We start from the raw sequence: 13,958 nt of genomic DNA on the forward strand, positions 1-13,958 counted from the left end.
CATTATTTGAAGCTAGTTATGTCCCAGCCTCCAAATTAGTGAGCAGTCTTTTTTAGCCGAAGGCTGCTTCTAACATATTGTAAACTTAATAAAATCGAAATGATGCTTACTACAATCATGATGTAGCCTAAAATCTGCATATTTTCCGGGATAATTTTTTTTCCAAAAACAAGTCCGAGAACAACAGAGGATAAAATTGATCCTAAGTATCGGCAAGTTTGAAAGAGCCCAGAAGAAGTTCCGATAATATTTTCCGGTGTCGCATCAAGCATTGCCACTTGAAGTGCAACATTTCCAAGGCCATAACCAATCCCTAAAAATGCTAAGATTATTCCCATTACCAAGATAGGAACATGAATAAAGAAAACAGCAAGTAATATGGCTCCGATTAACATAAGAAATGCTCCTGTTAAAATCGGCTGTCGGGCACCCGCTTTGTCAATCCATTTTCCTGCAAGGGGAGAGACAATGATACTTGCACCTGACATAAAGAGCATAAGCAATCCGCTCGTACGGACACTTAAGTGCATTTCATCCTGAAAATAGGTTGGCAGTCCAAAAAACAAGCAATAGTTAAATAAATTTAAGACGATAAATTGGATGTATACAGATGTTAGAGCATGATTCGTTTTAAACAGACGAACATCTATAAATGGATCCCTAGCTTTCAATTCTCTCCAAATAAATAACAGAATAAAAACTACGCCGCCAATACCGGCAATATAATGAGGAGAAGCATTTAGCAAGAACCAGAGAAGTAAAATCATACCTGCAGCAAACAAGAATATCCCAAGAAAATCGAGATGTTGAAGAACATTTTTTATACTCGAGCCTTCTTGTTTTTTATCCTTAGGAAACATATACCAACCAAGAATAAAGCTAATAATGATAAAAGGAAAGTTTACCGTGAAAATTGCTGGCCAATCTCCCCATATGATTAAAAATCCGCCTAATGTTGGTCCAAGGGCAGTCATTGCAGATGCAAATATGGAAAGCACCGCAAGTGCAGAGGCTTGTCTTTCATGTATATTAGACTGGACAAGTGCCACTCCTGACGGATAAATCGCACCGCTGCCGATGGATTGGAATAATCTCATCACAAGCAATACGGAAAAGGTTGGGGCAAGTGGTGCACCAAAAGCTGAAATAGCCACTAAAATTAAACCAATTAAAAAAAGTTTTTTTCTTCCTATCAGGTCGCCGATTTTTCCTGTAACAGGTTGTGCGATAGCACTTGCCAAATAAAAGGAAGAAATAAGCCATGAAACAGTTGTGAAGGAAAGATGGAAATCTCTTTGAATACTATGTAAAGCTAAGGAAATCATCGATGAATTTAAAGGATTTAACATCGTACCAGAAGCAACTGCTGTTAGAAATAGAGCACGGCTTTTTCTGGGATTTTTCATTATTTCACCTGTGAAAGAAATTCTTCCGTTGTTCTGATTTTGCCGATTTTTGGAAAGGTAAATCGAATTGATGATTCATGTTCTTCTTTACTATAAGTGGTCATGGCATCCGTAATAAAAATTTGGTTATAACCAAATTGGAAGGCTTCCCGAGCTGTGCTTTCAACCCCAATATTTGTTGCAATTCCACATAAAACAATTGTATCAATTCCTCTTCTACGAAGCTGGATATCTAAATCCGTACCAAAAAAGGCCCCCCATTGCCGCTTTGTAACAATATAATCATTTTCTGTTACCGCTAATTTCGGATCAAGTTCTGCCCAATCTGCTGGACGTTCATATTTTGTTGTATTTTTAGGTTGATCGGTTTCTGGTGTTAAGGCATCCTTGCCATCATGAAAAGCGACACGAACAAAAGAAATAAATCCATCATGTTCTCGAAACTTTTGTACTAATTTTACTGCATTATCTACGACTTCATTTCCACCAGGCATGGAAACTATTCCTTTTTGTAAGTCAATAAGGACAAGTGCGGTTTTTTGGAAATCTAGATTTAATTCATTCATCAGTATTCCTCCTGTTGTATCAAAACGTTTTATTTATATGGCACTTTTCTTAATATTTGTTGTTTTTGTAAAAAAACTTTTTTAAGAAAAGATACAGCGAAACAAGGTCTAATTCTGAATTAAAAAATTTTACGAAAAACAACCATTCATCCATAAAGAATTAGCTTTGTAGTCTTCTTGTTTTCTCTATTTTTCGATTTAATCTTGTAATTAATTCAGCAAAAATTTCTTTTTCTTCCTCTTTCCAATCGGAAAGAAGTTCTTCATATGATTTTCTTCTCTGGTCTCTTAGCTTTAACAGAGCATTTTTTCCTGATTCTGAAATAGAAATTAAATTCACTCTAGCATCATGGATATCTGTATTTCTTTCAATATGACCTTTTGACTCTAATGCATGAATTTGTCTGCTCATGGTGGAGATATTTAATTGAAAAATATCGGAAAGAGTGCGAATGGTTTTCGGACCTTCCTTGTAAAGAGTATGTAAAATTAAGTATCCTGATCGATCTAAACTATTTTTTTCTCCATCTAATGTCCGTTTAAAATCAGCTCTTCTTAATAAAGTAACTACTTCGATCTCAATCATATCAATAGCATCTTTTTCAATTTTCCCCATTTTATCCTCCCTTCAAGATAAGTAAGCTATATTTACTTTGGAAAGCAGTTGTATTATCACATAACTACTTTCATTATGCAAGTAAATGGAGCATTTCTTAAGAAAAAGGACCATTGATAAAATCAATAGTCCCATTCATCCAACTATAATTTAAAGGAGCTTTTTAAAGAAACAATACGATTGAATACTAATAATTCATTAGTTGTATATTTCGGATCTACATTAAAATAACCATGTCTGAAAAATTGGAACTTATCTTGCGGTTTTGCATTTTCCATATTATTTTCAACAAAACCTTGTACAATTTCCAAAGAATTAGGATTAATTTTATCGATAAAAGATTTTTCATCTTCATCTTCATCATCAAGAATAAGGGAATCGTATAAACGAAATTCAGCTGGTTTTGCCTGAGTAGCTTCTACCCAATGAATCGTTCCCTTTACCTTTCTTCCAGTAAATCCAGTTCCGCTCTTGGTTTCTGGATCATAGGTACAATGAAGCTCTACAACTTCTCCATTTTCATCTTTTATGACTTCTTCGCATTTTATAAAGTATGCATGTTTAAGTCGCACCTCGTTGCCAGGGAAAAGACGGAAATATTTTTTTGGAGGATTTTCCATAAAATCCTCTTGCTCAATATAAATTTCACGAGAGAATGGAATTTTCCGAGTTCCCATTTCCGGTACTTCCGGATTATTTTCCGCATCCAGTAATTCCACTTGGCCTTCCGGATAATTGGTAATCACTACTTTCAATGGTTTTAATACTGCCATTGTACGGGGTGCTTTCAATTTTAAATCTTCCCGGATAAAGTGTTCAAGCATTTGAACATCGACCGTTGCGTTGTTTCGTGCTACTCCTATTTCACGGCAAAATGCAATGATGGCTTCAGGTGTAAAGCCTCTTCTTCTAAGTCCGGAAATAGTAGGCATTCTTGGATCATCCCAGCCATCCACAATTTCTTCATCCACAAGCTGTTTTAATTTTCGCTTACTCATCACCGTGTTTGTGATATTGTAACGGCCGAATTCAATTTGGCGTGGTTTCGATTCCATTTCGCAATTTTCTACTACCCAGTTATATAATGGACGTTGATCCTCAAACTCGATGGAGCATAGGGAGTGTGTAACTCCTTCGATTGCATCCTCAAGCGGATGTGCGAATGCATACATTGGATAGATACACCACTTATCGCCTGTGTTATGGTGAGTTGTATGAGAAATACGGTATAAAACCGGATCACGCATATTAATATTAGGGGAGGACATATCAATTTTGGCTCTTAATACTTTTTCCCCATTTTGGAATTCACCGTTTTTCATTCGCTCAAACAAGTCCAGATTTTCCTCAACTGATCGATTACGATAAGGACTTTCTTTTCCAGGTTCCGTTAGGGTTCCTCGATATTCACGAATTTCTTCTGCAGTTAAGTCTTCTACATAAGCTAGTCCTTTTTTTATCAATAGAATTGCACGTTCATACATTTCATCAAAATAATTTGAAGCAAAACAAAGATTTTCCCACTTGTAGCCAAGCCATTCAATATCTCTTTTAATGGAATTAACAAATTCTACATCTTCTTTGATAGGATTGGTATCATCAAATCGTAAATTTGTTTTTCCGTTAAATTCAGCAGCTGTATCAAAATTTATACTGATAGCTTTGGCATGCCCAATATGTAAATATCCGTTTGGCTCTGGAGGGAACCGTGTAATAATTTCCTTATGTTTGCCTGACTGTAAGTCATCTATAATAATATTTTTTATAAAATTGGATGAATGACTACTTGAATCCATACCTTTTCTCCTTCCATATGAAAAACCCATATTTCTTAATATACCAATTATGTACATGAATTTGTAGTAAGATTTCTACATTTTTATATGTCCAACATCTATTTTTAACAGAAATCATCTTAAAAATCAAAGTAATCCTATATATAAGTGAAAATGCTTTAAGCTTATATAATAATCAACCTTAAAATTGGGAAGAAAATAGGTAAATTAATTAGTACAACTATCCCCAAAGGTTCATAGTCTAATACTGTAAAGATAAAAATTGGCGAAAGGGGATTTTCTTAAATGGAACATTTTCATCATCATAAAGGTGGCTGCGGGCCATTACATTGCCCACCGTCTGTTGCACCTACTCAATACGATCCCGGGACAGTTGATCCTCCGCAAACTGCTGTAAAAACAACCTATTTTCCACATGTTGTTCAACATGTACATCCATCTCATACAGTAAATGTAAACAAACATGTGATTACACACCAACATTATTTTCCACATACAGAATCTTGTGTGACCGAATGTTGTGAACAGCATGTATTCTGCGGAGCCCCTGTAAATCCTTGTTGCCCACCGATGCACCCGAGACCGTTTGGTTTTTAATTTATTGTATTAGCAGGCCTCACTTCTTGTGAGGTCTTTTTTTCTATATTTACGAAAATAGGTGAACAAGTTATATAAATATACCTAAACGGGTATAAATCAATAATTGTTTGTTGTAGTATAATGGACGTATTAAATAGTTTCGGATACGGTGACGAGTATATCTCGGATACTCATTTTGAAAAAAAGTAAAATAGGAGGTAGGAACTATGTTTGTTGCGGGACAAAAGGAAATGCAGCAACTGGACCAATATACAATAGAGAAAATTGGATTACCAGGTATTGTATTAATGGAAAATGCAGGTGAAAGGGTTGTGGAGGAGATCATGGCCAGTGCACCCTGTCATAACCCAGTTGTACTCGTTCTTGCAGGAGGGGGGAATAATGGGGGGGATGGATTTGTTATCGCCAGACGATTGTTTGATTTAGATGTCCAAGTTCATCTTTGTCTAATAAGTACCCCCAATCGCTTAAAAGGGGATGCTAAAGTTCATTATGATGTTTACATCAACCGTGGACTGCCTATTAGTTTCTACCAAGATAATTCCAATATTTTCATGAGTCATTTACAACAGGCAGACATCCTAATCGATGCCATATTCGGAACCGGAATAAACCGCTTGATTCGGGAACCGTATGATCAAGTTATTCATATGGTGAATGAATATGCCGGGAAGAAATTAATTATTTCGGTCGATATTCCTTCGGGTCTAAACAGCGACAATGGTAAAGTACAAGGTGTTGCCGTTAAAGCAGATAAGACGATTACTTTTGTTTTTCCGAAAACCGGTTTTTTCTTGAACGATGGTCCAATGCATGTCGGGGAATGGAAAGCTGTAGACATATCCGTACCAAAGTCGATTGTTCATGATTTAGGGATAAAGATGCCAAATTTAATCACTGAAAATCTTGTGAAAGCATCCATACCACTTCGTCCGCATCACGGTCACAAAGGAACATTCGGACATGTTCTTGTCGTCGGTGGGTCTCGGTCATTTGTAGGTGCACCTGTTTTTACAGCAAAGGCAGTTTTACATAGCGGAGCGGGTTTAGCAACGTTGGCTATTCCAGAAAATATATACTCAATTGCTGCTAATATTAGTCCGGAGGCATTATTTTTACCTTTGTCAGAGACAGATGGTCATTTTGATGCAAGGGCAATATTAGAAATTTCTCCTCGGCTTGGTCAATTTACTAGTATCGCAATTGGTCCGGGAATGAGTAGATTTCCAGGGGGAGAAGCTTGGATAGAGTCGTTTATACAACATCTGAATGGACAGCCGATTGTTGTCGATGCTGATGCACTGTACTTGTTTCGAAATCAGTTGGAAATTATCCGTGAATATCAGGGGGATGTCTTGTTTTCTCCACATCCAGGGGAAATGGCGAACTTGCTTCATACAAGCATAAAAGAAGTGGAGGAAAATCGTTTAGAAGTGGCAACGTTCTTTGCGAAAAAGTATGAGGTCTATTTATTATTAAAAGGACATCGTCCCATTATTGCGACACCAGCGGGCAATCTTTACATTAATCCGTTCGGACATGATGCTTTAGGTAAAGGTGGAAGTGGAGATGTTTTAACAGGTGTCATTGCTTCATTCCTTTCACAAGGAGCCTCACCAACTGAAGCACTTGTTTCCGCAAGCTACTTGCATGCAAAAGCGGGGGAAGATAAAGCGAGAATGCTTTCACACTACGGTGTAATGCCGATGGATATCATAGAAGGGATTAGGGATCAATTAGTAAGTATGGAACGGAAATAAGAGTATACGGGGATTTATTCATTCAGTGTCATTATCTCACTTATTTTATTAATGATATTTTTGATATAGGCAATTCGATAGGGAATGGTAGAGGAACCAATGGTACTTATAGGTGGACACAGGAATCGTTAATCGCGAGAAAAACGTTTCGTTTCTTTTGTTAGCGAACTACCTTTCCCCTCCATTTGTATATCTATCTGATTTTATTTAGGCTACTTCAATCATCCTTTAGATACCCTCCCACAGCAATATATATTCTGTTTTATTTAACATATTTTTAATATATTGATAATTTTCCGACATTAATTGAAAGTTCATCTTTTATAAATTCATAATCTAGTTTAATAAGAGCATTATCATCCATATTGTTAATTGCAACTCCATTTATTAGAAATTAATAACAGTTCCTCGAAAGAAAAACTTATTAATACATTTATCCACGTCAAACCAATTCCACTGAAGGCTGCGTCTCCCCGAAATAACAAAAAAATCGGTGAATATAAATCGTTTCAATTAGCTCAATTTTTGATAGATTAATGACTTTAATTTCATGATATTCTGACATACAATGGCTCCTGATTTTTAATCAATTTTAACTATATTTATTGTTAGATAACTGATAAAAGCCAATAAAAATATAAAATTTTTTATTTGGCTTAATTTTTACTTCCTTTAAAAGGATATAGTTTTTTTGTTGCTAATATTCAATATTTTACCAAACTAACGGAGCTTAGTACGCAAACATAAAAAATACGGTAATATTGTGCGAAATAAAGGAACAAATATCTTCAAAAAAGAACCATAAGAATCCAATATATGATTGAAAGAACTTTACGACATTCAAAGTATTAAGAATAAGAAAATCGCTTCTTAATTATTTTCTAATATAATGTCAGGGTATGAAGTTCAATATATTTTCATATATAAGTAATAAAGATATCGGACAAGGATGATTTAGATGGTAAAAAAGCTTATTCTCATTGTGATTGCAAGCATTCTGATAAGTATTGGTATAAATGTGTTTATTTTGCCTCTCCATCTTTTAAATGGAGGAGTGTTTGGAATCAGTTTATTATTAAAATATTTGCTTGGTTTCCATTTAGGACTTACGATATTTTGCATTAATTTCCCTATATATTTATTAGCGTATAAATTTGATCAAACCTATTTTATAAATGGTGTAATGGGTCTTATGATTTCTTCTATCATTATTGATTTGCTCTTTCCATTAAACGGTATCATTCATTTGCCTATATTTATTAGTGCTTCTATCGGCGGTTTGTTTATTGGGTGTGGTGTTGGGATTATGCTAAGGAATCACACTAGTCCTGGAGGTGTTGATTTATTGTCCTTACTAATGGCAAAATGGTACTCCATTAATCCGGGAATGTTTATATTAGCAGTGGATGCATGCATCATTATTTTTGGTTTGCTTATTATAAAAGACCTACATTTGCTGTATTCATTGCTGACTATCACTATTGTAGGAATAGTTGTCAGCATCTTTACTTCGTTTAAGACAGTAGAATTTTATGTTTGAAAAAATCTCTAAAAATTCATTGACAAGATTATTACTTATAATGTAATTTATTTATAGAAAGTTGGAAATAATCGTAAATAAGACAAGAAAATCGGTTTATATAAAGGAGTTAATTTTATGTTGGGTGTCGTTCTTAACTAATCCGTAATTTCATACGGTCATTCTTTTTACTCATGACGTTCCTTGTAAAATTCGCTAAAGGGTAGCGTTTATTTGAGTTGCGTAAAAGAATGAATGTTAAGAACGCATTCATAGCACATAGAAGCAACTACGGGGCTATGTCTATTCGACATAGCATTTTTATTATTCGTAGTTAAATTAAGACTGTATTTTCTTTGTCTTATTTACTTGATTCTATAGCCGCAGGATGAACATAGCGTTCATTCTGCGGCTTTTTATATTTAAGGAGGAATAACAATGAATGAAAATACTTTTAACATATTAGAATTTAATCGAATTAAAGAGGAAGCGGCACATTTTGCTCTAACAGATATGGGGAAAGAACAAATAAAAAATATTATCCCATCTCACAATAAAAAACAAATTATGGCTTGGCTGGAAGAGGTAAGTGAAGCTGTAGAAATATTGAAGAAAAGTTCAAGTGTGCCGATTTCAGGTTTGAATGGTATTAATCAAATGTTAAAACAATTGAATAAAGGATTAACATTACGTCCTGATCAATTGATGAAACTCATCGACTTTTTATCCTGCTGCAAAAAGTTAAAAAGATTCATGAAGGATAAAGAATTTTTAGCGCCAAGAGTTTCTGCATATGTTTATGGCATCGAAGAACTTCCCGGTCTACACGAAGAACTTGAAAGAAGCATCCGCAATGGGCAGGTAGATGATTATGCAAGTAAGGAATTATTAAAATTAAGAAAACAAATCAGTATTTTACAAGACCGATTGAAGGAAAAAGTACAGCAAATGGTTAAATCAAATAAATATAGATCTTATATACAAGATGCAATTGTAAGTGAACGTAATGGTAGATATGCTATTCCAGTAAAGAAAGAATATAAAGGGAAATTTCCTGGTACTGTATTAGATACATCCGCATCCGGGTCTACCTTATATATTGAACCTTCTGAGATTGCAGTATATCAGGATGAAATTAATGCCTATAAAGCATATGAAGAAGCAGAAGTGGAAAGAATCTTAACCTATTTGACTGGTTTAGTAGAAGCACATCAAGATCAGATTCGTTTAGCGGTTGAGACAATGGTGCATTACGATGTTTTGTTTGCAAAAGCAAAATATTCACGGGAGCTTAATGGGAGAACGGTAGAAATAAATGACAATCACTATATCCTTTTAAAAGAGGCAAGACACCCATTACTAGGTAAACTCGCCGTTCCGCTAACAATAGAAATCGGAAAGGATTATAGAGCATTAGTGATTACTGGTCCTAATACTGGCGGTAAAACGGTTTCGATAAAAACGGTTGGTTTGCTGACTTTAATGGCTCAATCGGGATTTCATATACCTGTCGCTGAAGGAAGCCATATTAGTATTTTTCAAAAGGTGTTGGTAGATATTGGCGATGGGCAAAGTATAGAACAAAATCTTAGTACTTTTAGCTCCCATATGAAAAATATTATTTATTTATTAGAGGAAGCAAATGACCAAAGTCTCGTTTTATTAGATGAACTAGGATCTGGCACCGATCCTGGAGAAGGAATGGGATTGGCAACAGCTCTTCTAAACCGTTTCTTTTTAAAAGGAACATGTATATTAGCGACAACCCATTATAGTGAAATTAAGGATTTCGCGGATTGCAAAGAAGGTTTTGTTAATGGTGCGATGGAATTTGATATGGAGACACTGAAGCCAACTTATCGCTTAATGATTGGAAAAGGTGGAGAAAGCCAGGCGTTTGCTATTGCCTTAAAATTAGGGCTGCACCCACAAATCATTGAAGAGGCACATAAAATAACGTATAAAAATGAAAAAGAATATTCTTATCCAGTAGACGATACTTATATCAGAAGAGCAATGGAAAAGCAAATAGCGGTGCAACGACCTATTCGTGATAAAAAAACGGATAAAGCAATGAAAAAAACAGAGTTATTTTCTACAGGTGACAATGTACAAATACTTGCTACCGGAGAGTTCGGTATCATATACAAAGGACCTGATCCCATGGGGAATTATGTAGTTCAAGTAAAAAAGGAAAAGAGAACCATTAATCAAAAGCGATTAAAACTATATATCGCAGCAAAGGAATTATATCCAGAGGAATATGATTTTGACATTGTATTTGAAACAAAGGAAAACAGAAAAAAGAACAGTTTAATGGATAAAAGACATGTTGAAGGATTAGTTATTGATAAGGAACAAAGTATGGAATAGTATATTTTAACGCATAATTTTTTCCTTCTGATGAAAAATAAGATGACCATTTAAGACATGGAGGAATCAATCATGGATGTTAAACGTGTGAAACAAATTTTATCATCATCTGCTGATATCGAGGTGAAATATCAAGGTCAATCTGTTTGGATTGATGATCTGGATGAAAATGGAAGTCTTGCTACTGTTCACTTAAGAGCAGGGGAGGAACGTTCCCAAGTCGCCATTTCTGACCTTGTGGAAGAATAAGAATAAAGAGTATGTACCCGCTGTTTTTGCAGCGGGTATTTTTACGAAAAAAACGATATTATACAACAACTTTAATTTCCGTCTAGGCTCTAGCGCCTATCGGATAATGGGAGTTCCATGTGCTTTTACTTTTTCTATGATTCACTTTATTTCAAAAGGGAATAAAGTAGGTATATACTAACTAATATACAAAAGCAGCAAAAGAATAAAATCATTTAAGGGGGAATCAATATGTATATCGAAAAGATGTATATAAATGGAGAATGGTTGGCAGCAAATGACACGATTGAAGTGCATAATCCTGCCACGAAAGAAAAAATCGGAGTTGTCCCAAATGGTGGAGAGAAGGAAGCAGAACTGGCTGTATCAGCTGCATACGCAGCATTCCAGAGTTGGTCCAAACTAACAGCAGCAGAACGTAGCAAATTTCTTATGAAATGGTCCCAATTAATCGAGGAAAACTTGGATGTATTGGCAGAAATCATGACCAATGAACAAGGGAAGCCGCTTCAAGAGGCAAGAGGAGAAATTACTTATGCCAATGATTATATCGTTTGGTTTGCAGAAGAGGCAAAACGCATTTATGGGGAAACCATTCCTGCATCGCATCCAAATAAGCGGATTTTGGTAAAGAAACAACCAATCGGTGTTGTTGCGGCAATTACACCATGGAATTTTCCAGCTGCTATGATAACAAGAAAAATAGCCCCGGCATTAGCTGCAGGATGTACCACAGTATTAAAGCCATCAGAGGAAACACCATATACAGCATTAAAATTAGTACAATTAGCTGAAGAAGCAGGGATACCAAAAGGCGTTATCAATATTATTACTGGTGATGCTCCAGCAATTGCTAATGTATGGCAAAAGGACACGCGGGTTCGAAAGTTAACATTTACCGGTTCTACTGAGGTTGGAAAAATACTTATGCGTGGAGCAGCAGAAACGGTTAAAAAAATTTCGCTTGAATTAGGTGGACATGCTCCATTTATTGTCACTGCAAATGCCGATTTAGACAAAGCTGTAGATGGCGCAGTAGCATCTAAATTTAGAAACGCAGGACAAACATGCGTTTGTACAAATCGCATTTATGTCGACAAAAGTATCGAAAAGGAATTCACAAGCAAATTTGCTGAAAAAGTTTCAACACTTAAAGTTGGAAATGGAATGCAGGATCAAGTTGTTATCGGTCCATTAATTAATCAAGAAGCAATGGATAAGGTAAAAAAACATATTGATGATGCTATTGAAAAAGGAGGCACTGTTTGTGTTGGAGGAAATCCTTTAAATGAGGCTGAAGGATACTTTTTTGAACCTACTGTAATTGCTAATGCTAGAGACGATATGTTTTGTATGTATGAAGAGACTTTTGGACCTGTTGCGCCGATAGCTTCTTTTGACACAATCGATGAGGTAATTGACAGAGCAAACAATACACCATATGGATTAGCAGCATATGTTTTCACGGAGAATATTAAAGAAGCAGTCCATATAGCGGAAAGCTTAGAATATGGCATTATTGGCTTAAACGATGGTGCTCCGTCCGCAGCCCAAGCACCATTTGGTGGGTTTAAAGAAAGTGGGCTTGGTCGTGAAGGCAGCCATTTTGGTATTGAGGATTATTTAGAAATAAAATATATTTCACTAGGTTTATAAAATATTTAAACCGTAAAATCGACAAATTCCATAGAATGAACAATAAAGTTTAAAAATTTGTCTACTTTTGCGCTTCCCTGGGAAATTCAAGCAGGAAAATAAATATCATAAAGCAATCGTCATCATTTCACTTGATTGGCAATATGATAATCATGACAACAATGGAGGTGAGAGGATGGCGGTTGTTAAAGCAACTGATTCTGATATTGCCCTTTTAGCCAGATTACTTCGAGCGGAGGCAGAAGGGGAAGGGATATTGGGAATGATGCTTGTTGGCAATGTGGGCATTAATCGTATTAGAGCCAATTGTTCCGATTTTAAAGGATTGCGCACTATTCCGCAAATGATTTACCAGCCACATGCTTTTGAAGCGGTAATACATGGATATTTTTATCAACGAGCAAGAGATAGAGAAAAAGCACTTGCACGTCGAGCGATTAACGGTGAGTATCATTGGCCGGCTAAATATAGTTTATGGTACTTTAAACCACCAGGTGATTGTCCTCAACAATGGTATAACCAGCCTTTTGTAGGAAGATTTAAGCTACATTGTTTTTATGAACCTACTGCTGATACATGTCAAAATGTTTATAATACTTTTTAAGATAAGGAGCCTCAGTCGAGGTTCTTTTTTTTAGAAAAAATTTCCTCCAATGCCATTCATTATTTGAATTTATTTTTACTTGAAAATACAAAATAAAAAAGATGTTTGATTCTATAATTGGAGGGATAAGTAATGATGCAAAATCAACAAGGACAAATACACCAAAATATGCATACAGGGAATATACCGCAGCAAATGAATCATGGCGGCCATGAAGTTCTTGATGTTTCTGAAGTTTTGACAGGTGCTATTGGAGTGATGGATCAGTATACGATGTTACGTCAACATGTGCAGGATCAAGAATTGATGGATATACTTGATCGTCAATTACAATTTATGCAACAGGAATATAACACTACTGTAGAATGCTTTAAAACGGGACAAGACCCAGCTGTTCCTACACAAAGTTATAAGATGAATCAAAACAATGACTTCATATATGGCTTAACACCATCACAACCAAAAAAACCCGTTCAATCACCTACAGAGCTTACTGATGCATGTGTATCCAGCATGATGCTAGGTGCTGTTAAATCCACTGCTACCATGAAAACAATGGCCGCTTTGGAAACAACAAACCCTGTAGTACGTCGTGTACTTGCTGATTCCATACCAAACTGTATTGAAATGGCATATGAAATTTCCCTTTATCAAAACAAACATCATTATTATCAAGTTCCTCAATTTGCATCACAAGACATGCAACAAATGTTGAATGGATATGCACCTGTAAACGGACAACAACAAATGCAAATGCAGAATAACATGACACATTAATTAAGAAAAAGAGGCTGGGACAAAACCCACCTCTAA

General features: G+C 35.6%; 12 protein-coding genes. 8 read left to right on the plus strand and 4 right to left on the minus strand.

Annotated features, from left to right (window positions below):
- Positions 1–35: 35 nt before the first annotated feature.
- The 4 genes from CWO92_RS24185 to CWO92_RS24200 all read right to left on the minus strand — a co-directional run bounded on the left by CWO92_RS24185 (position 36) and on the right by CWO92_RS24200 (position 4,384).
- The gene (locus CWO92_RS24185) at positions 36–1,406 is read right to left on the minus strand and encodes an MFS transporter (RefSeq protein WP_101356742.1); all 1,371 of its coding nucleotides are present in this window, start codon (positions 1,404–1,406) and stop codon (positions 36–38) included.
- Positions 1,406–1,972 (minus strand): isochorismatase family protein, encoded by a 567-nt coding sequence (locus CWO92_RS24190; RefSeq protein ID WP_101356743.1) that lies wholly within the window; start codon positions 1,970–1,972, stop codon positions 1,406–1,408. The genes CWO92_RS24185 and CWO92_RS24190 overlap by 1 nt, the downstream gene beginning before the upstream one ends.
- Positions 1,973–2,132: 160 nt before the next feature.
- Complete coding sequence (locus CWO92_RS24195) at positions 2,133–2,588, minus strand: MarR family winged helix-turn-helix transcriptional regulator (protein WP_101356744.1); 456 nt, start codon at positions 2,586–2,588, stop codon at positions 2,133–2,135.
- A 143-nt stretch (positions 2,589–2,731) separates the two neighbouring features.
- Entirely contained in the window at positions 2,732–4,384 is a 1,653-nt protein-coding gene (locus tag CWO92_RS24200; RefSeq protein ID WP_101356745.1) for a glutamine--tRNA ligase/YqeY domain fusion protein, read from the minus strand.
- Positions 4,385–4,669: 285 nt separating this feature from the next.
- Between CWO92_RS24200 and CWO92_RS24205 the strand changes: the two genes are divergently transcribed.
- From CWO92_RS24205 to CWO92_RS24245, 8 genes are all read left to right on the plus strand, one after another.
- A complete protein-coding gene (locus CWO92_RS24205; RefSeq protein WP_101356746.1) occupies positions 4,670–4,981 on the plus strand; it encodes a CotD family spore coat protein in 312 nt (103 codons plus the stop codon).
- 209 nt (positions 4,982–5,190) lie between these two features.
- Complete coding sequence (locus CWO92_RS24210; protein ID WP_101356747.1) at positions 5,191–6,744, plus strand: NAD(P)H-hydrate dehydratase; 1,554 nt, start codon at positions 5,191–5,193, stop codon at positions 6,742–6,744.
- Between the two features lie 958 nt (positions 6,745–7,702).
- Complete coding sequence (locus CWO92_RS24215) at positions 7,703–8,284, plus strand: YitT family protein (RefSeq protein WP_101356748.1); 582 nt, start codon at positions 7,703–7,705, stop codon at positions 8,282–8,284.
- A gap of 417 nt (positions 8,285–8,701) precedes the next feature.
- Entirely contained in the window at positions 8,702–10,636 is a 1,935-nt protein-coding gene (locus CWO92_RS24220) for an endonuclease MutS2 (RefSeq protein ID WP_101356749.1), read from the plus strand.
- A gap of 72 nt (positions 10,637–10,708) precedes the next feature.
- Positions 10,709–10,885, plus strand: a complete 177-nt coding sequence (locus CWO92_RS24225; RefSeq protein WP_101356750.1) for an H-type small acid-soluble spore protein — start codon at positions 10,709–10,711, stop codon at positions 10,883–10,885.
- 246 nt (positions 10,886–11,131) lie between these two features.
- Positions 11,132–12,541, plus strand: a complete 1,410-nt coding sequence (locus CWO92_RS24235; protein ID WP_133120613.1) for an NAD-dependent succinate-semialdehyde dehydrogenase — start codon at positions 11,132–11,134, stop codon at positions 12,539–12,541.
- A gap of 175 nt (positions 12,542–12,716) precedes the next feature.
- Positions 12,717–13,145, plus strand: coding sequence for a cell wall hydrolase (locus CWO92_RS24240; protein WP_101356753.1), 429 nt, complete (start codon positions 12,717–12,719; stop codon positions 13,143–13,145).
- Positions 13,146–13,280: 135 nt separating this feature from the next.
- On the plus strand, positions 13,281–13,922 hold the full coding sequence (locus CWO92_RS24245; protein WP_101356754.1) for a spore coat protein: 642 nt from the start codon (positions 13,281–13,283) through the stop codon (positions 13,920–13,922).
- Positions 13,923–13,958: the final 36 nt, after the last annotated feature.

The sequence above is a fragment of the Heyndrickxia camelliae genome (genome assembly GCF_002844575.1).
Classification (GTDB): domain Bacteria; phylum Bacillota; class Bacilli; order Bacillales; family Bacillaceae_C; genus Margalitia; species Margalitia camelliae.

Bases quoted from the DNA above. Each gene is read 5' to 3' on its own strand.
- CWO92_RS24185 (WP_101356742.1), bottom strand. From the start codon at position 1,406: ATGAAAAATCCCAGAAAAAGCCGTGCTCTATTTCTAACAGCAGTTGCT.
- CWO92_RS24190 (WP_101356743.1), bottom strand. From the start codon at position 1,972: ATGAATGAATTAAATCTAGATTTCCAAAAAACCGCACTTGTCCTTATT.
- CWO92_RS24195 (WP_101356744.1), bottom strand. From the start codon at position 2,588: ATGGGGAAAATTGAAAAAGATGCTATTGATATGATTGAGATCGAAGTA.
- CWO92_RS24200 (WP_101356745.1), bottom strand. From the start codon at position 4,384: ATGGATTCAAGTAGTCATTCATCCAATTTTATAAAAAATATTATTATA.
- CWO92_RS24205 (WP_101356746.1), top strand. From the start codon at position 4,670: ATGGAACATTTTCATCATCATAAAGGTGGCTGCGGGCCATTACATTGC.
- CWO92_RS24210 (WP_101356747.1), top strand. From the start codon at position 5,191: ATGTTTGTTGCGGGACAAAAGGAAATGCAGCAACTGGACCAATATACA.
- CWO92_RS24215 (WP_101356748.1), top strand. From the start codon at position 7,703: ATGGTAAAAAAGCTTATTCTCATTGTGATTGCAAGCATTCTGATAAGT.
- CWO92_RS24220 (WP_101356749.1), top strand. From the start codon at position 8,702: ATGAATGAAAATACTTTTAACATATTAGAATTTAATCGAATTAAAGAG.
- CWO92_RS24225 (WP_101356750.1), top strand. From the start codon at position 10,709: ATGGATGTTAAACGTGTGAAACAAATTTTATCATCATCTGCTGATATC.
- CWO92_RS24235 (WP_133120613.1), top strand. From the start codon at position 11,132: ATGTATATAAATGGAGAATGGTTGGCAGCAAATGACACGATTGAAGTG.
- CWO92_RS24240 (WP_101356753.1), top strand. From the start codon at position 12,717: ATGGCGGTTGTTAAAGCAACTGATTCTGATATTGCCCTTTTAGCCAGA.
- CWO92_RS24245 (WP_101356754.1), top strand. From the start codon at position 13,281: ATGCAAAATCAACAAGGACAAATACACCAAAATATGCATACAGGGAAT.